Origin of the sequence: Paraburkholderia flagellata, assembly GCF_021390645.1 — a bacterium.
GTDB classification, from domain to species: Bacteria; Pseudomonadota; Gammaproteobacteria; order Burkholderiales; family Burkholderiaceae; genus Paraburkholderia; species Paraburkholderia flagellata.
This window is the reverse complement of record NZ_JAJEJT010000001.1, coordinates 770,986-794,268: the sequence shown is the minus strand read 5'-3', so window position 1 is coordinate 794,268 and position 23,283 is coordinate 770,986. Positions and strand designations below refer to the sequence as shown.

Annotated in this window: 22 protein-coding genes; 5 read left to right on the top strand and 17 right to left on the bottom strand. The window is 61.9% G+C overall.

Annotated features, from left to right (window positions below):
* The first annotated feature begins 272 nt into the window (after positions 1-272).
* Entirely contained in the window at positions 273-1,385 is a 1,113-nt protein-coding gene (locus L0U83_RS03410; protein ID WP_233880524.1) for a glycosyltransferase family 9 protein, read from the top strand.
* 78 nt (positions 1,386-1,463) lie between these two features.
* On the opposite strand, the gene waaA is transcribed toward L0U83_RS03410, so the two are convergent.
* The 16 genes from waaA to L0U83_RS03330 all read right to left on the bottom strand — a co-directional run bounded on the left by waaA (position 1,464) and on the right by L0U83_RS03330 (position 16,067).
* Positions 1,464-2,771, bottom strand: a complete 1,308-nt coding sequence (waaA, locus tag L0U83_RS03405; protein WP_233880520.1) for a lipid IV(A) 3-deoxy-D-manno-octulosonic acid transferase — start codon at positions 2,769-2,771, stop codon at positions 1,464-1,466.
* Positions 2,772-2,868: 97 nt separating this feature from the next.
* Positions 2,869-3,753, bottom strand: coding sequence for a Kdo hydroxylase KdoO (kdoO, locus tag L0U83_RS03400; RefSeq protein ID WP_233880514.1), 885 nt, complete (start codon positions 3,751-3,753; stop codon positions 2,869-2,871).
* A 183-nt stretch (positions 3,754-3,936) separates the two neighbouring features.
* The gene (waaC, locus tag L0U83_RS03395) at positions 3,937-4,938 is read right to left on the bottom strand and encodes a lipopolysaccharide heptosyltransferase I (protein WP_233880510.1); all 1,002 of its coding nucleotides are present in this window, start codon (positions 4,936-4,938) and stop codon (positions 3,937-3,939) included.
* Between the two features lie 207 nt (positions 4,939-5,145).
* Positions 5,146-6,252 (bottom strand): TadG family pilus assembly protein, encoded by a 1,107-nt coding sequence (locus tag L0U83_RS03390; protein ID WP_233880504.1) that lies wholly within the window; start codon positions 6,250-6,252, stop codon positions 5,146-5,148.
* A gap of 47 nt (positions 6,253-6,299) precedes the next feature.
* Entirely contained in the window at positions 6,300-6,818 is a 519-nt protein-coding gene (locus L0U83_RS03385) for a TadE/TadG family type IV pilus assembly protein (protein ID WP_233880496.1), read from the bottom strand.
* A gap of 41 nt (positions 6,819-6,859) precedes the next feature.
* Entirely contained in the window at positions 6,860-7,825 is a 966-nt protein-coding gene (locus L0U83_RS03380; protein ID WP_233880494.1) for a type II secretion system F family protein, read from the bottom strand.
* A gap of 44 nt (positions 7,826-7,869) precedes the next feature.
* A complete protein-coding gene (locus tag L0U83_RS03375; RefSeq protein ID WP_233880493.1) occupies positions 7,870-8,847 on the bottom strand; it encodes a type II secretion system F family protein in 978 nt (325 codons plus the stop codon).
* A gap of 31 nt (positions 8,848-8,878) precedes the next feature.
* Positions 8,879-10,270, bottom strand: a complete 1,392-nt coding sequence (locus L0U83_RS03370; protein WP_233880492.1) for a TadA family conjugal transfer-associated ATPase — start codon at positions 10,268-10,270, stop codon at positions 8,879-8,881.
* 12 nt (positions 10,271-10,282) lie between these two features.
* Positions 10,283-11,491 (bottom strand): CpaE/TadZ family protein, encoded by a 1,209-nt coding sequence (locus tag L0U83_RS03365; protein ID WP_233880491.1) that lies wholly within the window; start codon positions 11,489-11,491, stop codon positions 10,283-10,285.
* A 54-nt stretch (positions 11,492-11,545) separates the two neighbouring features.
* The gene (locus L0U83_RS03360; protein WP_233880490.1) at positions 11,546-11,848 is read right to left on the bottom strand and encodes a hypothetical protein; all 303 of its coding nucleotides are present in this window, start codon (positions 11,846-11,848) and stop codon (positions 11,546-11,548) included.
* Positions 11,849-11,869: 21 nt separating this feature from the next.
* Positions 11,870-13,738, bottom strand: coding sequence for a type II and III secretion system protein family protein (locus tag L0U83_RS03355; protein WP_233880489.1), 1,869 nt, complete (start codon positions 13,736-13,738; stop codon positions 11,870-11,872).
* Between the two features lie 108 nt (positions 13,739-13,846).
* On the bottom strand, positions 13,847-14,683 hold the full coding sequence (gene cpaB, locus L0U83_RS03350; RefSeq protein ID WP_233880488.1) for a Flp pilus assembly protein CpaB: 837 nt from the start codon (positions 14,681-14,683) through the stop codon (positions 13,847-13,849).
* Positions 14,684-14,767: 84 nt separating this feature from the next.
* A complete protein-coding gene (locus L0U83_RS03345; RefSeq protein ID WP_233883678.1) occupies positions 14,768-15,310 on the bottom strand; it encodes an A24 family peptidase in 543 nt (180 codons plus the stop codon).
* A gap of 72 nt (positions 15,311-15,382) precedes the next feature.
* Positions 15,383-15,553, bottom strand: a complete 171-nt coding sequence (locus tag L0U83_RS03340) for a Flp family type IVb pilin (protein WP_233880487.1) — start codon at positions 15,551-15,553, stop codon at positions 15,383-15,385.
* Between the two features lie 74 nt (positions 15,554-15,627).
* Complete coding sequence (locus L0U83_RS03335; RefSeq protein ID WP_233880486.1) at positions 15,628-15,798, bottom strand: Flp family type IVb pilin; 171 nt, start codon at positions 15,796-15,798, stop codon at positions 15,628-15,630.
* Positions 15,799-15,896: 98 nt separating this feature from the next.
* A complete protein-coding gene (locus L0U83_RS03330) occupies positions 15,897-16,067 on the bottom strand; it encodes a Flp family type IVb pilin (RefSeq protein ID WP_233880485.1) in 171 nt (56 codons plus the stop codon).
* A 783-nt stretch (positions 16,068-16,850) separates the two neighbouring features.
* Here L0U83_RS03330 and L0U83_RS03325 point away from each other — a divergent pair.
* From L0U83_RS03325 to L0U83_RS03310, 4 genes are read left to right on the top strand one after another with little or no spacing between them, the layout of a single operon-like run.
* Positions 16,851-18,056: a glycosyltransferase family 87 protein gene (locus L0U83_RS03325; protein WP_233880484.1), complete on the top strand. Its 1,206-nt coding sequence runs from the start codon at positions 16,851-16,853 to the stop codon at positions 18,054-18,056.
* Between the two features lie 42 nt (positions 18,057-18,098).
* Positions 18,099-19,343 (top strand): glycosyltransferase family 87 protein, encoded by a 1,245-nt coding sequence (locus L0U83_RS03320; protein ID WP_233880483.1) that lies wholly within the window; start codon positions 18,099-18,101, stop codon positions 19,341-19,343.
* A gap of 15 nt (positions 19,344-19,358) precedes the next feature.
* The gene (locus L0U83_RS03315; RefSeq protein ID WP_233880482.1) at positions 19,359-20,450 is read left to right on the top strand and encodes a glycosyltransferase family 2 protein; all 1,092 of its coding nucleotides are present in this window, start codon (positions 19,359-19,361) and stop codon (positions 20,448-20,450) included.
* Positions 20,447-21,742, top strand: coding sequence for a glycosyltransferase family 87 protein (locus L0U83_RS03310; protein WP_233880481.1), 1,296 nt, complete (start codon positions 20,447-20,449; stop codon positions 21,740-21,742). Before L0U83_RS03315 ends, L0U83_RS03310 begins: the two co-directional genes overlap by 4 nt.
* Before the next feature lie 260 nt (positions 21,743-22,002).
* Here the strand turns inward: L0U83_RS03310 and L0U83_RS03305 are convergent, their stop codons facing one another.
* Positions 22,003-23,274, bottom strand: a complete 1,272-nt coding sequence (locus L0U83_RS03305; RefSeq protein WP_233880480.1) for a glycosyltransferase family 87 protein — start codon at positions 23,272-23,274, stop codon at positions 22,003-22,005.
* Positions 23,275-23,283: the final 9 nt, after the last annotated feature.

The window sequence follows — 23,283 nt, the reverse complement described above, 5'->3', positions numbered from 1 at the left end:
TTCACGCTGATTCGCAGGCGCTCGTCCTCCCGAGACGACTACGTCTTCGCGCAGACGGCCGCCGAACGCGAAAAACGCTGGCGCATCTGTGTGGACGTCGCGCACCAACTCGTCCCGACGGCGCGGAAGGACGCCTGAACTCATCCATCGCACGGCAGTAAGCTCACCCTCGAGCGCCGCCCGAGGATAGCGTTGATGGACGGCGAGTACGCCAGTCGCACGGTGGCATAATAGTCATTCGGTCAAAAGATACGGATGTTGCGGGCAAGCTCATGCAGAGTGAAAAAAGGAAAGTCGAAACGGTCCGTGGTTTTATAAATAAAAGCCTTAGCGTTCCTCATCCGGAAATTATTCAGGATGAGGTCGAGAATCTCTCTTTTTATAAGAAGATTTCGCTGCTGAAGAAGCAGCTGCATAAGTGGTCGATACTTTCATTTAACCGCCAACTCGGTCTGTACACAGAAGCCGCGGACTTGCGTGCTGGCGCCCGCATTTTATTGATGTACAGCGGCGTCAACAACATCGGCGACGCGTTGATGGATCTTTCCGGGCGGGCGTTGATTGGCGGCACCCCGTACAAGCTGGATGTGCTGCTCGATCCATCCCTGGTCGAGCTCTTTCGGCATGACCGGTTCTTTTCAAAGATCTATTCGGATTTTCGTGAAGTCGATTTCGGCGAGTACGATTTCGTCATACTGAACAAGCTCGGGATTCGTGTAATAAAGGAGAAGGTCCGGCATGCAAGTCAGTCCAGATTCACGAGCCTGATTGGATGGTATGCAGGGCGCAATTTCAATCACATACAGTTCAGCTACTACTCGTTCAACAAGATTCTGAAATGTGGGATCGATGATGTGGCCCTGTATAAAAATTCGCGCCTGGTTCTCGACGCGCCCAAGTGTGATGATTTTCCAATGGAGGGCGGTGCCGGAAGAGTGGCGATTTCTGTCGGCGGCAGGGAATCCCACCGAATCTACGGTAAGTGGGCAGACGTTCTTGCTCGGCTTGACGACGACGAGGGGTTATCGCGTTATGAGTATGTCCTGGTCGGATCAGATAATGGACTCAAGGAAGCAAACGATCTGATCGCCATGAAATTCAGGAATTTGAAGCTGACCTCATTGGTTGGCAAATTGAAGATTCATGAATGCTTTTCCCTGATAGGCCAGAGCAGGCTATTTGTCGGGGCGGACGGTGGACTTCTGCATATCGCGCACGCGGCCGGCACGCCGACCATCGCTTTGTTTAGCGACGACATTGACCCACGAACCCGATATGTCGAGAACAATTTTTTCAAATGTTCTCCACTGACGGGGGCTACTGATGTGACGAGCATCGAGCCAAAAGACGTGGTGAATGTCATGAGAGATGTTCTGCTGCGATGAATTGTGCGATGCGCAGACATCATTGAGGTGCTTCGCGCGCGGTGGAATTGAGCGGAGTACGCGCCACCACGCACGAAGTCATACATCTGAGACGAGAGCCTGTATAACGTCCACCGTGCGCGCCGTCGCGCCGCGGTGGCGCGATGCGAACGCAGCCGCAGCCGCGCCCATCGCAACCCGGCGCGGCCTGTCGTTGAAGAGTTCGTGCAAGGCGCGCGCGAGATCGGCGGGGTCCTGAACCTGCAGGGCCGCGCCCGCGGCTGTAGCGTCGGCGGTAGCCTGCGTGAAGTTGAACACGTGCGGCCCGATCAGCACCGGTACGCCCACGGCGCACGCTTCGATCAAGTTCTGCCCGCCGAGCGGCAAGAGACTACCGCCGATAAACGCAAGGTCGGCGGCAGCGTAGTACGCGCCCATCTCCCCCATCGAATCGCCGAGCAGAACGCTCACGTCCTGCGGCAACACGCGCACGCCCTCATGCGCGGAAGCCGCGGCAGCGGCGGCCGGCGCCCAGCGCGAGCGACGCTCGAGCTTGAAGTTCTTGCGTTCCACTAGCGCCGCCACTTCGTCGAAGCGCTGAGGGTGACGCGGCACGAGGATCAGCAGCGCATCCGGTACGTTGAGCGCCGCGAAGGCCTGCAGCACGAGCTCCTCTTCGCCTTCACGCGTGCTCGCCGCGACCCACACCGGCCGCTCGCTGATCGCGCGACGCCAGTCGCGGCCACGCGCGATCAGCGCCGGCGGGCTCGCCATGTCGAACTTGAGGTTGCCGAGCACCGCCACGTTGCGCGCACCGAGCGCGGTCAAGCGCTCCGCGTCGGAGGGGCTTTGCGCAAGTACGCGCGTGAAGCCGCCGAACACCTCGCGCGCGCCAGCGCCGAACTTCGCCGCACGCTTGAACGAGCGCGCCGACATGCGCGCGTTGGTGAGCACGAGCGGCACGTCGGCGTGCTTGCATTCGTCGATGAGTGTGGGCCAGACCTCGGTTTCCATCACGAGACCGAGCGACGGCCGCCATGCACGCAGGAAGCGCCGCACCGCGTGCGGCATGTCGTACGGCACATAGCAGCGCAACACGCGATCGCCGAAGAGCTGCTCGCTGGTGGCGCGTCCGCCCGGCGTCATGTGCGTGAGCAGCACGCGTGCGTCAGGTCGCGCCGCCAGCAGCGCGTCGACGAGCGGCTGCGCCGCGCGGGTCTCGCCCACGGAGACGGCATGCACCCAGATGAGCGGCGCGTCGTCCTCGGGCAAGCGCCCTGCCGAATAGCCGAAACGCTCGCCAATATGCTCGCGATAGCCGCGCTCGCGGCGCGAGCGGATGAATAGCCGCAGCACCGCGAGCGGTGCAATGAGCCACCAGGCCGCGCGATAGATCGCTCTCAGCATCGGGCCTCCGCGACGGCCAGGGTCATGCGGAATGCCGCGGCCGCGCGGCAGAAGGCGTCGGTTGGCACGTTGATCGGCAGGCTCTTCGCGCGTGGATTCAAACCAGTTCCTTGCCCTTGAGGCGTTCGAGAATGCCGAGCGGCGCCCATTCGGGATGCACCATGTCCTTCACCGGCAGGAAAAACGTCTGCTCCATCATGAACTGACCGGACATCACGGCATGCGAGGTGTGATCGGAGAAACACACCCACACGCTGCCCGGCGGAAAGCCGATGGTCTCCTGCGGGCACGCCTTCTGATAGTCGAGATCGGCCTTCATGCCGTCGTGGAGGTTGAGCATCAGATGGTCGTACTCGCTGCGCGGCGACTTCGTGATGTGCAGCAGATTCTGCAGCCACGCCGAGCCTGGAAACTGCGGCTTGATGTTCGGCAGGAAACGCTTGGCCATGTCCTCGAACGGCTCACCCACGCGCCACACGCGCGGCACTCCGTTCGGGTTGACGTTGGTGAACACGCGCAAGATGCGCTCGCCGTAGTTCGGGCGCGAAGGAAACGCATCGACGTGCAGACGCGAATCGTCCTTGCGCCATGAGGTCTCACGCGTTTCCACCTGATGCAGACGCAGGCTCGTGGGCGCCACGCGCAGCTTGCCGGTGTACTCGGGAAAGAGACCGTCGACTAGCGTGCGCGCGCATGCCTGGTAGCGCGCGATCAACGCACGCACGGCCGACTGCGTGACGGTGTCGCCGAGCACGCCGTGCAGCGCGCCGCCGTTCGGGTCGAGACTGATGTTCTTGCGCTTGGGATCGGCGATCGCGGGGTCGAGCAGCGCACGCTCGCCGCCTTCGATCGCAAAGGCCAGATTCGGAAAATACAGCACCTTGCCCTGCTCGACGGCGTCGAGCAGCGTCTCGCGCGGTTGCGAGAGCTGCTGGCCGCGCCAGTCGGCGGAAGTGATTTCGATGATCTGGGATTCGTTCATGGTCGCCCCCTGGAAGCGATGGATCTGATTGCCTGGCGGTGTAGGCCCATGCCGGCCAAGCCCTAGCGCTCGCTTGTGCACGTTCGTGCACCGTCGCGCGCGCCGATTCTTATACCCGCAGCCTCCGGGGTGCGCCTTGACGCGCCGCAGTCTGCCTGGCGCCCGCGCTGCGGCGGCGCGCCGCTACAGCAGCCCGAAGCCCGCCAGCGCGCCCTTCACCTGCGCGAGCGTTGGCGGCTGGCCTGCCGTGCCCAGATTGACGACGTTCGGCGACCAGTAGCCGCCCGTGCGCCAGGCGGTCGCGAAATTGTACAACTCGACGGTCGGGCGCTTCAGCGCCGCCGCGATGTGGACGAGACCCGTGTCCACGCCCACCGTGGCCGCCGCGCCATCGATCAGGCCGACCACGGCGGGCAGCGGAAGCTTCGGCGGCACGATCGCCGCTTCGCCGAATTCGCGGGCGAGGCGCTCGCTCGTCACGCGCTCGGCCTCGCTGCCCCACGGGAGCACGAGTGACGCGCCGCGCCGCACGAGCGCCTGACCCAGTTCGATCCAGTTCTGGTCAGGCCACTGCTTGTCGGCGCGCGATGTGGCGTGCACGAAGACCACATAGGGCACCGGCAGGTTCAGCCCGACACCCGCGAGCGCCTGCGCGGCGCGATAGGTGTCGAGGCCGAAGTCGATGTCGTCGGTAGCGGACGGCGGCGCGAGTTCGAGCGCGCCCGCGACCAGTTGCCGCGTGCGCTCGACCACGTGCGTGCGCGGCTCGATGCGAATCGATCGGTCGTAGAAGAAGCGCACCGGCCATTCGTAGCCCGCGCCGTCCGTACGATTGCCGAGGCCAACCAGCGGACCGCGCGCCCAGCTCGCCACCCAGGCCGTCTTGATGAGCCCCTGGCAATCGATCACGAGGTCGTACTTCTCGGCCGCGAGCGCGCGCCGGAAAGCACTGATCTCACGCCAGTTGGCACCCGATAAGAGGCCTTTGCGCCAGCGGCGCAGCGAAAACGGGATCGCCCGGCGCACGCCGTTCACGAGTTCGACGAGCGACTGGAAGCCCTCTTCGACGAGCCAGTCGATCTGTGCGTCGGGGTACCGGCGCCGGATATCGGCGATGGCGGGCATGTTGTGGACGACGTCGCCAAGCGACGACACGCGCACGATGAGGATCTTTTGCACGCTCAAGGCAGAAATAGGCGGACAGGTTAAAAGGTCCGCAATTTTAGCGCGCCGGGCGAAGTTAAGCGAAAAAGCGGGTGGAAAGTGCGGACATGAGTCGTGGAATCGGCGCCCGGAAGGCGGCAAAGAGGACCAAAACCGCCGTGCCGGAAAAATGACTCGGAGGCGCTCACGGCCCGTAACATGCGTGCGCTCTCCGGCGGCTAAACCTGCTTACTGGACCAGTCTCGGTGGTGTGATCGCGCCGTAGTTCGGCCCAACCCCGCCCGAATTGGCGGCTTGACACTTACTTTGATCCGCACTCATCTGCGCAACAATGTGCGCATTCGACCCGTTGCCGACTTCGTTAATGATGTGCAAACAGGCAAACGCCTGAATGGTCTGGTTTTGCCCCGGATTGGCCACCGAATCGACCACTGCCACCGTCACATATGCACAGTCTCCATTCCCGTTAGGCGGTTCGCTACATGCCTGTGTGGCCTGAAAGAGCGTATCTTTCGTGCCACTCTGAATAAAGGTCTGGTCTCCAATGCCTAACGGCACCTGATTCCCGGAGGTGATCAAATCTCTGGTCGCGCTCGCACTTTGGGCGCTTTGAATGTTGAATGAGGTCCACTGGGCAGTCTGACTACACTTGTCCGTGTGGTAGGTCGACATCATGTCGAACACATACGGCTGCCCCATTGTCTGCGGCTCCGTCTGCCCCGGGATTGCAGTGCCCTGGTAGGTCACGGGCGAGTTTGTGCTCGAATTCCAGTAGTTGTTGTACATGCACTGAGGAATTGCGATCGGGAACAACCCAGCTTTACCGACATAACCGGGCCGGGAAACGACAGCGGTAGCGACAGCGCTAGCCTTCAAAATACTCACGCCGAAGTACCCCCCCAATATTGTGAGGACTCCGCCGTTTGCATTCGACCCGTCCTTGGCAATGGACACTTGAATGGCAGGCATGTCGTTGGAGCCGGGCGTGAAGGTTCCAGGCGCTTGTAGACCAGCTGGCGTGCCAGTGACATTCCAATAACCCGATGCAGTCGAGACCACCTGCAAACGAGCGTTCTGAACCAGATTTGTTGCCTGCGCTGATGACGCAGGCACAGCGAAATTCGCTGCCGCCGTCTGCGCATCAGTCCAGGTTGGTTCAGTTGCGGTGGTGTTGTTACATCCCGTTCGCTTGTACAAACATCCCGCGCCTGCCATCGCGGCCGCATCAGCCGCATTCTGGAGTTCGTCCCGAGCGACCATCAAATTGCCGATGTCCGCGGCCAGCGTTGCGGTTCCCAGCAGCAAGACCATGAACACCGCGACCGTAACGGCCACAGCCCCTTTCTGCTTCTTCCTGCTCCCCGTTCGCATGATTGCCCCCTTTATTCATTGTTCATGACGGTGGTAGCGGACAGCGTAATCGCGCCCGCGATGGGATCCACCAACTTTCCCAAACCCAGTCCGTTGTACTGATAGGTGACGATCACGGTGAGCGGCGTACCAAAATTGCCGCCGGTACCATACGCTTGGACCACCGGCGTATTTTGCTGTCCAAACGTCAGCAGGTAGCTCGATGTGTAGCTACTTACGACAGTCTGGATATCGTTTGGGGTTAGCTTCGGGTTTTTCAGCACGACTCCGGCGCGGGCGCCTTCCCGGCTGGCGTTGGTAATCACGGCCTTGTCGTAAAGGAACAGGCCCATTTCGATGATGCCGAACAGCAAGATCAGCAGCACCGGCAGCACGAGAGCAAACTCCACCGCAGCCACGCCGCGCTGTGTGCGCCGGCCACGCCCTCGCCTTGCGCTCGCTGCGCCCCTTTTTCCCTGTCCCGCGCGTGACGGAAGTGATTGCGCGCCGGTCTTTGCAGTTTCCATACGTCCCCCGATCGAATCGCCCATACAGGGCTTGCTCTGTTTTCGTCACCCGGTCCTGCAACCCGCTAGCCGCCGTTCATGGTCGGCAGCATCGTCCGATAGATGTGCAGCATCGCCGGCCCCATCAGCACCACCATCAGCGCCGGAAAAATGCAGAACATCAGCGGAAACAGCAGCTTGAGCGCGATCTTCGCGGCCTTTTCCTCTGCCAGCATGCGACGGCGCGTGCGCAGCGTATCCGAGAGCACGCGCAGCGAATCGCCGATGCTCGTCCCGAAACGCTCTGCCTGGATGAGCATCGTGCAGAAGGAGTCGACATCTTCCACACCCGTGCGCATGGCAAGGTTGCGCAACGCCTTTTCCTTCGCGTAACCCGAGCGCATTTCCAGCAGCGTGAGCTCCAGTTCATCGGCGACCACCGCGCTGCGCAATCGGATCTCCTCCGCTACGCGCATCAACGCTGCATCGAGACCGAGGCCCGCCTCGATGCAGACCGTCAGCAGATCGATGGCGTCCGGAAAGTCCTCGAAGATCGCCCGCTTGCGGCGCGCGACGAAGCGCGCGAGCATCAGAGCCGGCAGGTAATAACCGAACGCCACGAGCGTCACGAGAACCACTGCAAACCGCGTGACCGAACTCGCCGCCCCGCCGCTAATCAACCACATGGACGCAAGCGTAGGCAGCAGCAGTGCCAGCACCGTGCGGGTGCCGAAGAAGATCGCCACGGCGCCCGGCGAACGCCAGCCCGCATTCATCAGCCGCACGCGCAGCGCCGAGACCTCCCACCCCTCCTTTGGCGCCGAGAGCCGGGAAAGCGGCTCGGAAATCTGCACGAGCTTTTCGTACCAGGCCTCGTTGGTCCCATCCGGCTGCGCACCGGGAACAGGCGTGCTGCGGCCGCCACCCGCCTGTTCGATGCGCCGGCGCATGGTTCTGGGTGCAAGGACATACATGCCGGCCAACGACAGTCCGAATACGCAGGCAAACAAACAGATCAGCAACAGCAACCGCGTCGAATCGAGCGCTAACATGGCTCCCCCTTTCAATTTTTTTGATCGCGCAGGGCGTGGCGTCTTCAGACGCGAATGCGTACGATGCGCCGCCCCCAGAACATGCCGGCCAGCAGCAGCACGGTGCCGGCTTCGAGCATCAGCACGCCTGCCGGGTCGTGCCACAGCACTTCGAGAAAGTCTGGATTCACGAAGGAGATGGCCCCGCCGGTGACGACCGGCAGCAGACCCAGCACCCGCGCCGAAAGGACCCCCTCCGCGGCAAGCACGCGCACCTTGTCGAACAGTTTGAAACGCTCTCGCACGAGGCCCGCAATGCCGTCGAGCAGCTCGGCGAGGTTTCCGCCTGTCTCCCGCTGGATCAGCACGGCGATGACGAGGTAACGCAGATCCCCCACGGGCATACGCTGCGCCAGGCCCGTCAACGCCTCGTTGAGCGACACGCCATAGTTGATCTCGTCGAACGTGGTGCGGAACTCGGCGCCCATCGGATCGGCGAACTCGGTGCCGACCAGGTCGATTGCGCCCGAGAGCGCATGACCCGAGCGCAACGCGCGCGCCAGCATGTCGCAGGCATCCGGCAACTGCTTCTGGAAGCGCCGCATCCGCTTCGTGCGCCGATGACGCACGTACATCACCGGCAGCAGCGGAGACGCCACCGCAACAGTCGCCAGCACGGCGAGCGGCATACGGATGAACATGCCCGCTACGATCACGAGAACCGGCATGAGCGCGCACATTGCGATAACGCGTGAAGCCGTCCAACTGATGCCCGACTGCTGCACCCAGGCCTCGAACGATCGGGTGCCCGGCATGAGCAGCAGCATGCGATCGACGAACCTTGACCCATCGAGCTTGCGCGACTTGAGGATGGACATCGCCTCCTTGCGCCCCACGCCACCCGTCGCCACGGCCTCGATTCGCGATTCGAGGCGGCGCGCAACGGCGCCATGCCGGCTGTTCCACCATTCCCACGCGCCCTGGCTGGCAAGCACCACCGCCACGAAGAGCAGCAGGATTGCCAGAATGAAGGTTGTACTCATGTCACGCTCCCCCGGATGAACGTCGTAGTTATCAGACCGTGTCGTAACGCCGGCCCGGATCGAAGATCTGCTCCGGCAGGTTCACGCCAAACGCCGCGAATCGCTCACAGAATTTCGGCCGCACACCCGTCGCACAAAAGTGGCCACGCACATTGCCATTCGAATCCATGCCCGTGCGCTTGAACGTGAAGATTTCCTGCATGTTGATGATGTCGCCTTCCATGCCGGTCAACTCCGAAATGCTCACGATCTTGCGGCGACCGTCGGTCAATCGCGCCGCCTGCACAACCACCGAGATCGCGGACGCAATCTGGTGGCGCATCGTGCGCGGCGGCAAGGAGAGGCCACCGAGGCTGATCATGTTCTCGAGCCGCGTGAGCGCATCGCGCGGCGTGTTGGCGTGGATCGTCGCGAGCGAGCCTTCGTGGCCGGTGTTCATCGCGTTGAGCATGTCGAGTGCTTCCGCACCCCGCACTTCGCCGAGGATGATGCGGTCGGGGCGCATCCGCAGCGCGTTGCGCACGAGCGCGCGCTGATTGATCTCGCCTTTGCCTTCGATGTTCGGCGGACGCGTCTCGAGTCGCAGCACGTGATCCTGGCGCAGTTGAAGTTCGGCGGCATCCTCGATCGTCACAATGCGCTCGTCGTTCGGAATAAAGCCCGAGAGCACGTTGAGCATGGTCGTCTTGCCGCTGCCCGTCCCCCCCGAGACGAGAATGTTGACCTTGGCGCGCGCGAGGCCTTCGAGCACCTGGGCCATGGGCGGCGTGAGCGTTTGCAGTTCGACCAGATCCGCGACCTGCAGAGGCGTGACCGAAAACCGCCGGATCGATACGAGCGGCCCGTCCACGGCCGAAGGCGGGATGATGGCGTTCACGCGCGAGCCGTCGGGCAGGCGCGCGTCCACCATCGGGCTCGATTCATCGATGCGCCGCCCCACCCGCGAGACGATCTTCTCGATCACCTTCATGAGATGGGCGTCGTCGTAGAAGTTGACATCGGTGAGTTCGAGCTTGCCGCGGCGCTCCACGTAAGTCTGGCACCACGTGTTCACGAGAATGTCCGAGACAGTGGGGTCGCGCAGCAACGGCTCGAGCGGACCAAAGCCGAACATCTCGTCGTACACGTCGATGGCCAGCTGCTTGCGCTCGAGGTCGTTCGCAAGCGCCTTCTGCTCTTCGAGTATGCGGCCCACGAGCGCGTTGATCTCGCTGCGAATCTGCTCCTGGGGCATGCGTGAGAGGCGCTCGAGTTCCACCCGTTCGAGCACCGCATGATGCGTGTCGTACTTCAGCTTCTGGTATGCCTCGGTCTTCACCCTGGACTGCGGCGCGGCGGCTGCCGCAGCAGCGCCGCCCGTATCGGTGCGCTCGACGATCGTCGGCTCGAGGCGCTGCGCAAAGATCTGCTCGCGAAGGGACATGACTTTTCTCCTTTACATCAAACCGAGTTTGGCCGGCGCCTGGCGGCCGAGCATGCGCGCGAACAGGGAGTCGCCTTTGCCTCGCGCCGCCGCGTTTGTGGTGTTCGCGCTCGCGACGCTCGCCGCGAGCGTGCGCAGGCTGCGCGTCACGGCGCTGCCGGGCGCCGCCGTGGCGATCGGCACACCCTGATTGACGGCTTCGGCAACGGCGCGCGCGTCTTCGGGAATGACGAGGAACGGCTTCATGCCAAGCACGGTGTCGGCGGCCTCGCGCACGCGCTCGCCGTGACGCGTCTGCCGGTTCAGAAGCAGGCGCATGCGCTCCGGTCCGTAGCCGAGCGATTGCAAGATCTCCTGCAGGCGGCGGCCCGCCTGAAGATGCGGCATGCTCGACTGCAGGACGATGTGAATCTCGTCACTGCGGTCGAGCGCGAGCATGGAGAGCGGATTGATCGTCTGGCCGAGATCGAGGATCACGCAGTCGTAACGGGGCGCGGCGACGCCGAGCACCCACTCGAGCCTGTCCTGGCGCATCTCGCTCGCCTTGATCGGATCGCCCGCGCCCGCCAGGATGTCGAAGTTCCCGGCAGCATGCATCACACTCGCTTCGAAGAGCGCCACGTCCATGCGGTCGACTTCGGCACACAACTGCGGAAGCGTCGAGGGCGGCGTCTGCGCTGTCACGAGGAACGCCGCGTCCGCATAGAGCTGGTTCAGGTCGATCAGCAACACGCGGCTGTCGTGCGTCTGCGAGACGATGTGCGCCACGTTCGCTGCAATGAAGCTCGTGCCCACGCCGCCCTTGCACGACATGAACGACACGATGCGCGACGCACGCGTGCTCCCATGCGCACGCTGACCCATCGCACGTTGCAGGGCTTCGCCTATGGTGCGGCCGTCCGGCTGCCCCGTGACCACGTCGCGAAAGCCCGCGCGCATTGCCGCAATGAGTTCCTCAGGCGACGCCTCGGGAATCAGCAGAATGCACGTGAGCCGTTCGCAACGACGGCACAGCTCGCTCACGGAAGGTAACTGCGCCTCCTGCAACCCTCGCGCATCGACGATCAGGACGTCGAAGGCAGCGAGCGTGTCGCCGCGCTCGACGAGATCGAACGGCGTGCCTACGCTACGCGTTGTGCGGTAGGGGCCGCAGCCCGCGATCGTGCGCATGATCTGCGCAAGCCGCTCTGCGTCCGTCGAGGTAATGAGTATGTCGATCATGATCGTATGTCCCCGCTGTTGTTCTATCCTCTGGCCAGTTGTGCGTGACGCCGCTCATTGGGCACCGCCACCGCCGCTCACGCCAATCGTGTATGGGTTCGACGATACCGGCGGCTGCTGGAACGACTTGTCGTAGAGGCCCATCGCCGACACGGCTGACTTGCCGTCCACGCCCGGCTGCGAGGCGCCGTGCATGCCCGCATCCGGGTCGATGATTTGCGCCTGCATCGAGTGCCGCACGGCTTGCCCGAAATGCGCCTCCCAGATCGGTGAGCTCGTCATGCAGCCACCGAGCGCCGCGCCCAGCGGCGCAATCAACAGGAACCGGCGAACGAATGCAAAGTTTTCGAGTTTCATTTTGGCCTCCTGATCGCCTGGTCAATGAGCGGGGGTTTCGTTCGACGCGATCCGTGCTGCCTCGCGCTCGATTCGCAGCGCGCGCGCCGCGTTGTCTTCACCTGGCGGTGGCACAAGGGCCTGCGCGTTCACCTGCTGAGTGGGTACGGATTGCGCGAGCGCTTCAGCGGGCGGCGCTGCCGGTGCCGGCGACTCCTCGCGCCGGGAAGAGACCTGCGGCGCGGGAAGCGCAGCCGGCGTCTGCGGTTCGGCCGGGACGGCCGGCGTGCCCGGCGCGGCGCCAGGTGCGGGTTCAGCCGGTACGGCCTGCGTGCCAGCGGGCTGCGGCGGCGCAAAACGTCCCTGGTTGCGATGGGCGCGGCCTTCCATGTTGCCCGTTGCGTACACGTCGGCTTCATGGACCTGCGAGAAGCTGTCCGTGGGCATCTGGAGTTGCGCGACATCGGCCACAGGCTTCACGAGGTGCGGCGTGATGATGAAGATCAGCTCCGAGCGGTCCTGCTGGAACGAGGTGCTCCTGAGCAACGCCCCCAGCACCGGAACCTCACCGAGGCCTGGCACTGCCTTGAGCGAGCCAGTAATGTTGTTGCTGATGAGCCCGCCGATCGCGAACGACTCGCCATCGTGCATCTGGACAGTGGTGGAAGCACGCCGCGTCGTGATGAGCGGCAGGATGCTCACGCCGCTGACGTTCGACGCGCTGAGCGTGACGCCCGTGGGCGAAAGCTCCGAGACTTCCGGCGCGACCTTCAGGTTGATGCGCCCGCCGTTGAGCACCGTCGGCGTGAACTTGAGGCCCACGCCGAACTCTTCCTCCTGCAGCGTGATCGCCGTGGCGGACGTGCCGCCACCGCTTTGCGGCACGGGGATGAAAATCTTGCCGCCAGCGAGGAAGGTGGCTTCCTGACCGCTGATGGTGACGAGGTTAGGCTCCGCGAGGATCTTCACGAGGTTGTCGGTCTTTTGCGCGTCGATGGCGAACTTGAGCGGGAGGTTGTTCGCCTTCGAGAAACCGAACGCACTCGAGACGCCTGCAAGCAGATTGCTCACGAGCGCGCCGGTCCAGGACCCGAAGCCGCCCTGGATATTGACCGCCGAGCCGAGTTGGTCGATCAGCGTCTTGTCGACCTCGGCGACCTTCACTTCGAGCATGACCTGCTGCGGCGAATCGACGCCAAGCATGTTGATGACGCCGCCCGTGTGCGCTCCGTTGTTGCTCTGACCGCTCACGCCGAAGACCTGGGCAATTTCCACGGCCTGCTGGGCAGCCTGCGCGCTCGACACATGGCCGGCGAGCACGATGTTGTCAGCCGCCGTCGAAACGCGGATGTCACGCTCCTGTGGCATGAGTTGCGCGAGCGCGGCCTGGAGGCCACCGGAGTCCGCGCTGACGATCACATCGATCACCTGGCATGCACCGCTCTTGCCCTGAATGATCATGTTGGTGGTCCCGACCGCCTGGCCGACGACGTAGAGCGTTTGGGGCGAAACCATGGTCGCCTGGGCGACCTCCGGGTTGCCGAGCGTACGGTTGCGCACCGGCTCGTCAATCGGCACGAGCGTTGACTTGCCAAGCGGCACGACCACGCTGCTTTCGTTGCGGATGACCCCCACGCAGTTCGGTCCGCGCAGCGGTCCCGCCACGGCTTTGGGCGGCGCGCTGCTGCCTTGCGTCGGGCCCATGCTGATGGTCATCTGCATGGGACCCTTGCCCATGGGAACCGCAGCGCTTGCGGCAGACTTGTCCTGCCCTGCGTTCCCGTTTGACTGCTGTGCCCAGCCCGGTGTCGAACTCATCAACCCGGCGCATACCCAGGCAAGCGTTGCGACACGCCACGGACGAACGCCGTTGCAGGCCCCCGTGGACCCCACGTTTACTTTGGTATCCATATCGTTATACCCCGTACTTATCTGCGTTTTAATAGCGGCGGCTACGCCGCTCACGCGCCCTCTACCCGGAAGGTCATCGCCGGGTTCAGGCTGCCGTTCTGCTTTATTTCAGAAACACTCCTGACTGCCGGTCACGCCAGAAAGCACCCCGATACAGTTGCGCTTGACTGGCGCGTGCTCGGCGTACTTCACGCGCACCGGGTGAGCCGGTTCCGGCAGCGGCACGGGTGGCGGCAGCGGACCACCGAGCAACGTCTGCTTGGTCGCGCCGTCGGTCGCGAGCTTGTTGTCGTCCACCTGGTTGCGCAGCACGAGTGAGAGCGTGCCCACGCTGCGCGCCAGATCGAGCTTCTCCGCCTGCTCGGGCGTCACCTCCAGGGTCACCGCGTTCACAACCTTGGGTGCGGTATCGTCGCGATTCACCTGCTGCGCGACGGCCAGCACCAGAATTTTTTCCAGCACGATTTTCGAGATGCTCTGCTGCTGGGTATCGGCTTTCTTCTCAGGCTCCTGCGTGTTGACGATCACGTCGACGTAGTTGCCCGGCAACGCGAAGCCCGCGACGCCCACGACGTCATTCACGCGAACCGTGATCGCGCGATGTCCGTCGCCAATCACAGCCGATAGGCCACCTTTTGTGCCCACGGGCGCCAGCTTCGACTCGAGCACCGGCTCGCCACGCGTGAGGCTTGCGCGCACCACCCGTCCGTCGAGTTCCTTCGGCGCTGTGAATGTGCCAGGCGGAAGACTGTCCTTTGGCCAGCTGACCGTTCTGATCATCGTTTCATTGATCGGCTGACCGAGATTGATATCGTCGGATGCGACGGCAACGGGCACCGTGGCCCCCGACGACGTTTGCAGCAACCATTTAGAAGCGAACACAACTGCGGCCAGACCGGCCAGCAGAGCAATCGCGAGCATGGCGAACGCGCGGCTGTTTTTCATGACATCCCCCGTAAGCATTCCATAACAATTAATAATCGATGGAGCGAAAGCCCGGCCTTCGTTTCACAGGCACCGGCTAGCGCTTTAGCTCACCATCGTGAACAGCACTGCAACGGTGCCCGCGGCGATCGCGACTCCATATGGAATCGACCCAACCGATTCCCGCACCGCACCTGCCGGGACACCTGCCAGGCGTGCAGCGCGGCCCGCTCCCGCAAGCAGCGCTACGACGTTTCCCATCAGGCGAACCAACTGCCCCCGCACCAGGGCAACCCCTAACGACCACACCCCGCCGATGATGAAGGTGTTCACTGCGATATCGACGGTCGCCGCCGCTCCGAGCCACGCACCCAGCATCATCAGCAACTTGACGTCGCCGGCCGCCATGCCGCGTAGCAAATAGAACGGCAGCAGAAGAGCGAAGCCGGTGACCGCGCCGCCCAGGCAGACCGCGCAACCTGAAAAGGCCCCCCGGAGCGCAATCTGGACCGCGAGCGCCGAGACAAGCCCCAGCACGATCAGCAGGTTCGGAATCCGGCGGCTGACGATGTCCGTGCTGGCCGCCAGGATTGCCAGCGCGACCACACACAGCGGAACGGGCTGCGGCGGCAGGGAAACAGAAAGCATCGTGAATTCCATGTGTGCGCTCCCGAGTGACATCTGCTGTGCCATGACCAATTTCACTTACCCGCGCACGGGTTAGAGCGTATTGACGATGTCGGAGAACACGCTTTGAAGCGTCGTGCCGATCGATGCGATGCTGGCCATGATCAGCACAGTGATCAGGGCCGCGAGCATCCCGTACTCGAGAGCCGTAATGCCGTTTTCGTCACGGGCGAAGCGCTTTGCCTGAGCGATGATCTTTTGCATTTTTGATCCCCTGTAGGTATGAAATGCAGGGCGAGTGCAGTTCGCGTTGCGTACCCGCTCGCCCCGCGCATCCGTCAAATCGTGTTGGCGACGTCGGAAAACACTTTTTGCAGCGTCGAGCCGATCGATGCGATGCTGGCAATGATCAGCACCGTGATCAGACCCGCGAGCATCCCGTATTCGAGTGCCGTGATGCCGTTTTCGTCACGAACGAACTTCTTTGCCTGAGCGATGATGGTTTGCATTTTTGATCTCCAGCGAGTTATGAGCCTGCTTAATCCCGGTCCATCCAGCGATATGGGGCGCGTGCGGCTTGCGTTGCATACACTCGCCCGCACACCGGTCAGATCGTGTTGGCGACGTCGGAAAACACTTTTTGCAGCGTCGAGCCGATCGACGCGATGCTGGCGATGATCAGCACCGTGATCAGACCCGCGAGCATCCCGTACTCGAGCGCCGTGATGCCGTTTTCGTCACGAACGAACTTCCTTGCCTGAGCGATGATCGTTTGCATTTTTTGATCTCCAATCGATGTGGACATGGTCAACCCCCGTTTCCATGTGGTTTTGAGGGTGGGTGGGGCTACGTCACCTCGTTCGGCGCTGCAGCCACAGGCGCAGTTCTACGCGTGTCATTTCGATGACTTTGTGCGCTTCGCCACACGCGCAACAATTTCCTGTTGCTAACCACACCAAATCGGAAAAATTGACACGCCACATGTGGCCCACCCCGCTTAATTCAACGACACCGCCTCGATCGAAAGCATGCTTTATCCACTACTTTCCTGTCGACCCAGCACGAAGCATTCGCTCATTCAAAAATCCAGTCTCGTGTTTAACCCTTAATTTCCCGCACACTTTCCTCTTAAACTTGGCACGACCGTTCGTCAGTAACTTTCCTCGATTAGATATTTGGATGCTATGTCATCTATTTTTTAGACATGATCACGAGCGTTAAGCACGCGCTTATACAAAACCCATGAGACACATCTCACCTCAAAATCAGTAGTTACCCGACGAAATCCACCGCTTCGACGCGCTACGCTTCACATCTTTTTTTAGTGCTTTATTCATTGGAAGTGACCTGGCGTGGGAGTGTTAGCGCGCGAACATTGGCGATGCAGTCTGCATTGCTCCCGATGCACTCGTCTCGCAATAATCCAGGCAACACGCGGGTACTGCCATACATCGCACTGCTTGCGCGTTCGGGGGAAAAAAAATAGGCGGCAATGCCGCCAACTGAAAATATTCAACGGGGACTACAAAAAATGCGACCACTTGGGCCGGATGGCTCACGCTTGCATTCGACAGCGTGCTCCTGGCTTTCGCGCGAGAGACTCATTGCCTACAGCACCGTCATGCTCGTCATCGGTGTCGGCTTCGTGGCGCTCTGGGCTTGGGTGACTCATGGCTTTGCCGCTTCCGGTGGTTGGCGTCCGGGTTCCGACCTGCTCGTCTTCTGGTCGGCCAGCCACGCAGTCCTGCACGGCCAAGCCTCCGCGGTCTTCGACTACTCGGCATTTTCCCGGATCGTGATCGCAGTAAGCGGTGGCTTACCCAAGAGCGCGTTCATCCCCTGGCTTTATCCGCCCACGTTCCTTTTGTTCGTCACGCCCCTCGCGCTGTTGCCGCTTCCGCTTGCCTATTTCGCATTCCTGGGCGCAAGCGCCTTCGCGTTCGTCGGCGCGACCGTTCGCGTTTCCGGACTCGCACAAAGCCCGCTTGGCATTGCAGCCGCTCGCTACGTCGTGCTCGCCATGCCATGTGTGATGGTGTGCGCCATCTTCGGGCAAAACGCGCTGATTACTGCGGCACTCGCCGCGTTTGCGATCGCGTCGATCGACCGGCGCCCCGTGATCGCCGGGATCTGCATCGGCTTGCTGGTGATCAAGCCACAACTCGGCATTCTGTTCCCGCTCGTTCTGATCGCGGCGCGAGCATGGCGAGTGTTTGGATGCGCCGCTGTGACGGCCGTGCTTTTTTCCCTCGCAAGCATGGCGCTCTGCGGCACCCCTTCGCTTCGGCTGTTCGCAGGGAATGTCGGTATGGCGCGCGAGCTCATCCTCGAGCACGACGTCCGCTTCTGGCTTGCATCTCCGTCCGTGTTCGCCTCGCTGCGGCTCATTGGGGCGTCACTGACGGCAGCGGGCTTGATGCACGCTGCGATTGCCGTTATCGCTGCTTGCGGTGCGTGGAAGATCTGGCGCACGACGCACGACACCGCCCTGCGGGCAGCCGCGCTCGGGACCGCCACGCTGATCGTCACACCCTATGTCTGGCACTACGAACTGACGTGGGTCGGCTTGTCGTGCGCCGGTCTGCTCGCGACCGGATTGCGTCGCGGGTGGTTACGCGGCGAACAGCCCGTGCTACTCCTCGTCTGGCTGCTGCCGTTGTTCGAGTTCGTCAACCAGATACTCAGGCTGCCCCAAACCGGACCCGTGATCCTGTTGCTCATGCTGCTCGCGGTGCTCCGTCGCACACGCATCGATCCCATCCTCTAGGCAAGAGACCACGCCATGAACCAGACGACCTTCCGAGATTCCATGAGTACGGTCAGGGCCGCGCCCGCTCAGCCCCTCGAAGCCAAACAGCCGGGCTCGCACTGGTTGAGCGGCTCACGCCTGTGGATCTACCCGCTCGCCGCGCTTGTCTACTATCTCGCCGTGGCGGTGGCATACGTGTATCACCTGGTGTGGCTCAAGGATCCCCAACTGAGCGTGCTTGCCGTGGACTGCTTGCCGTTCTGGAGCGCCTCGCATCTCGCCCTGCAAGGTCACGCAGTGGATGCCTATAACTTTGGCATTCTGAAGCCCGTCGAAGAATATGCCGCTGGACGACCCGTCGGTGTCCTTCCGTGGCTCTATCCGCCTACGTTCCTCTTGTTCGTCTATCCGCTGGCACTGCTGCCCTTCACGATTTCTGCACCCATCTTCCTGTTTGGCTCGCTCGCCCTGTTTGTCAAAGTAGTCAAGACGATCGTGCCTCACCCGCGCACCGCGCTCATCGCAATCGCCTTCCCCGGTTCCGCGCTCGTGCTGACTGCCGGCCAGAATGGGCTGCTCACCGCATCACTGGTGGGACTCGGTCTCATCCTGCTGCGCCGCCGCCCGATACTCGCCGGACTGTGCTTTGCGCTCGTCGCCATGAAGCCGCAGCTTTGCGTGCTCATTCCGCTTGCGCTACTCGTTTCGCGTTCGTGGCGCGCACTGGGCGCCATGAGCGCGGGCGTGGCGATTTCGCTGGCGCTCTCGGTCCTGGCCTTCGGCAGCGAAACGCTCGTCGCGTTCGTCCATAACATGGGACTCGCCAACAGCTTTGTCGAAACGGGACGGGCCCACCTCTTTCGTGTACCCACGCTGTTCGGGGCGCTCAAGCTGCTCCATGCTCCGACCGCGCTTGCCAGTGGCGCACAGGCCGTATCCGCGCTATGCGCCGCAGCCGCCGTCTGCTACGCGTGGGGCCGGCCCAGCGCCTTTGGTCTGCGCGCCGCCGTGCTCGTCTGCGCCAGCATGCTCGTGAGCCCGTATCTCTACGACTACGATCTCACATGGTATGGAATCCTGATCGCATGGGTGGTCTATCACGCAAGAGAGCACGGCTTTCAGCGCGGACAACGCGAATGGCTGGCCGTACTCTGGCTCGCCCCCATTGCCGGTCTCACGCTCGTTTCTCATCTGCGCATTCCGTTCACCCCGCTCATCTCGATTGCCACGCTCTGGATGCTGATCGCGCAGATCGCGCGCGAGCGAAGCGCGCAGGCAATTTCCACCATCGCAGCCTCGTCGTAAAAGGGAGTAAACATCATGAACACGCCTTTCGGCGACGAAGTGCGCCGCGTCGGATTCGGGCTCGAGGACCCGCTCATCTCTATCGTCGCTCCGTTTTACAACGAGCAGGACGGGGTCGAACTGTTTTTCAAACAGATCATCGCGACGATGGAGTCCATTGCATCGGCGCGGTTCGAGATCGTCTGCGTCAACGACGGCAGCAGCGATGCCACACTTGAGAAACTCGTACTCGTGAGCGAGCGCGACCGGCGCGTCAAGGTCATCGACCTCACGCGCAATTTCGGCAAGGAGGCCGCACTCACTGCGGGTCTGCACGAAGCGTCCGGTGATGCTGTCGTCGTCATCGATGCTGACCTGCAGGATCCGCCCTCGCTGATCCCCGAGATGATCCAGCGTTGGCGCCAGGGTGCGGAAGTCGTACTCGCCCGGCGAGCCAGCCGCGCCTGCGATTCCTTTCTCAAGCGCACAACCGCAGCGTTGTTCTATCGCATTCACAACGCGCTGTCGGAACTGAAAATCCCTGAGAACGTGGGCGACTTCAGACTCATGGATCGCCAGGTGGTCAATGCGCTGCGCAGTCTTCCGGAGCGGCATCGATTCATGAAGGGTCTGTTCGCGTGGGTCGGATTCAACACGGTCACGATCGACTACGAACGCACACCACGCAGCGCAGGCAAAACCAAGTTCTCGGGCTGGCGCCTGTGGAATTTCGCTCTGGAAGGGATTACGAGTTTCAGCACGGTGCCGTTGCGTAGCTGGATGTATATCGGTGGCGCAATAGCAGCGCTCGCGTTTTGCTACGGTACTTTCATGGTTGGCCGCACGTTGCTGTTCGGTAATCCCGTACCGGGCTACGCTTCCCTGGTTTCCGTCGTGTTGTTCATGAGCGGAATACAGTTGGTCGGCATCGGTGTCGTTGGCGAATACGTCGGGCGCATCTACGACGAGTCAAAAGATCGGCCTGTGTACCTCGTGCGCCGGCGCTACGAGTCGCGCGCCACGATCAGCGTCCTGCCCGTCGAACGTGCAGAAGCTCGTACCCATAGCGCGGCGCTGGAACTGGTTCGCTGGCGTGGCGCGTCGCAGGTGCGAGCGGCTGGCCGATGACAATGCGTCGATCAGAAGCCGCGTTCGATGCGCAGCGCGTCGCGATGCGCGTCGTGGCCCAAGCCAACCATCAGGCGGCGGGTACAGCGGAACAACAGCCGTGGCTGTGCAAGGAACGGATCCGGTTGTACAGCGCGGCATTGTTCATCTTGCAGGCAGTGCTATTCGGAATCTGGGCGGTGTCCTATTGGGGACTCCATAAAGAAGGTGTCCCGCTCCCCGGTTCAGATTTTCGGGTCTTCTGGTGCGCCTCTGAGGTTTCACTGCACCACGGCGCCGCGGCGGCGTTCGACCAACAACAGCTACTGGCCTGCGAAGCGTCGCTGCAGGCCGGCTCGCCTATAGCGAACATGTTCGCACCGTGGATCTACCCGCCGACGTTTCACTTACTCGTGTACCCGCTCGCGTTGCTGCCCTATGCGGCTTCGTATGCACTCTTTATGGCTATCGGCATAGCGGTCTGCCTCTTCGCCTGCATACCGGCGATGAAGCAAGATGCTTTGCCCTGGGTAACTGTCGCGGCGTTTCCGGGGATATGGGTGGCGATAGTTCACGGCCAGAATTCCTTGCTCACGCTAGGATTGGCGGCAGGCGCGCTCGCAATGCTAGAGACTGCGCCCGTCCTGGCTGGCGTCTGTGCGGGCATGCTCGTCATCAAGCCTCAATTGGGAATACTGTTCCCACTGTTCTTTCTTTGCGGCCGTCACTATCGAGCGTGTGCCGCAACGATATTGACGGCCGGCTTGTTCTGCACAGTAAGCGGTGTGCTGTTTGGCTGGTCGCTCTGGATCAAGTTCTTTCAAGCCGCGGCGTGGTTTCAGGATGCCGTACTGTCGCACAACGAGGGCGGGCTCTGGCGTGCCATGCCCACTGTCTTCGCATTCATGCGCTCGGCCGGTGTAGGGACGGGCTTGGCGTACGCGGTACACATCGCAATCGCCCTTGCTGCGGTGCTAGCCACTTCGATGGCCTGGTTGCGCCGAACGAATCGGGAAGGGCTCGCCGCAGCCGCCGTCGTCACCACGCTCGTGATTCAACCCTATCTCGTATACTATGACCTCGCCTGGCTGCTTCTGCCTGTCATTCACGTTTGCGCGCGCGCTGACGCAGGGCACCCATCGAAGTCTTTTGCAGCGATTAACCATGCCATGGTGACGCTTGCATGGTCCACACCTCTCCTTTCGTTTCTCTTGATCTGCAAAGCGACAACCACGCACCCATGGGCTGCGTTTCTCCCCACGGCGTGGCTCATTCTGTTACTCGTGCACTCGTCACGCGACCACGCGAAATAGCTGACGATCTCTGAAGCCCAGGACGTAGAACTCGCGCGAAATCCGCCGCAACCCGCTGCGTAACGCTTAGCGCGAGGCCGCGGAACTCGGCAGCCGGGACCGTGCACAGTTGCACTTGCCGGCATACATTCGCTGCTGTGACAAATAGCACACCATAAGGCCAGATCGCGAGCGTCGGCTGCACGCTCCGCGACGATGTCCGCGCCAGTCGTGACGAAAAAGTCAGAGTCGCGCTACCTGGCGGACGATCAGGCATGCCCTTAACGGCCTTCGACGCAGTCCTGCGGAAACTGCGATATGCGACGGTCGAAATGTGGATCCGGGTCAACCGAGCGAGAGCGATAGCAGATCAGCGCAAGCAAAGCGGGGAGCAGAAATGTGCCCCACTGCTCGACGTGAAACCAACCTGTTAGAAAGGCAATGATCGGGATCACCCAAGAGACTGCGACGATAGCACATCCTATATTCGCTTCTATTGCGTGGCTCGAGGCGTTACGGCAAAGATAGATAATGGGGAGTAGGAGCCACGCCAGTTCGTAATAGATCAAGTATGGCGGTAGCATCAGGGCAGTGACTATTGCGGCTGCCGCACCCATCTCGCTATCGGGATGCTTGATCCATATCCGCATCGATGCGACGAGGGCAAACAGGCCGACTGCGTAGTGCACCACGTACGCCGCTTCGACATTCATCCCCATGCGTCGAGACAGCGCAAAGAACGTCGGCATTGCAAGCCATATCCCGGTGTCACCGTGCGTTAGCGTTGTTGCATTGAATTGCAAGACTGAGCGGAAAAATGCAGTCCATAGCGGAACGCCAAACGCTATTGTGCTAATAGCGCACGTCACAAGCATCGTCAGGGCCGTTGCGAGCAATGCCCGGAAGTGCCGGCCGCAGAGGAACATCAGTGGAAAAACCGGTGCGAGTTGCGGCTTGATGATTAGCATGCCCGCGAACACACCGGCCAATACTGGTCTCGTTTTGACGACTCCGACCGCAACTGCAGCGAGCGCCAAGGTAATTAGGGAATTTTGACCTTGAAGTATGACTACCCAGATCCCCGGAAAGGCGAATAGCGTGATCCACGGCAGTGGCCTCGTCTTCATCAGAGGAGCGCATGCGGCCACGCAGGCTGCCAGGCTCAGACACGCGAACAGGACATACGCAATTGAATAGGAGACTAGCGCAAGCGGGTAAACTAACAGCTGAAATGTTGGTGGATATACCCAGGGTGCGAACTTAGGATCGAGCGATGAGGAAGAAAATGCAACCCTCTCAGCGGCGTGCAACAATTGCGGATCAAACGCCGCCAATGGCCCGTGACTAAGCGAAAGAAGAGATGCACCCCAAAAGACGCGGAAATCAATGCCCAGCGGAAGCACATACCGAATATGCAGGGGCCAACAAGCCACACCCCATGCAATGAGGATCGCCAATTGGGAAAACAATAGCGCGGCACTGCAAAGCACCAAACTCTCTTTCGGGGGCGACAGCGAGCATTGGCGTTCTCGTTTCGAGCCTAACGTATCCACGGTTATCAC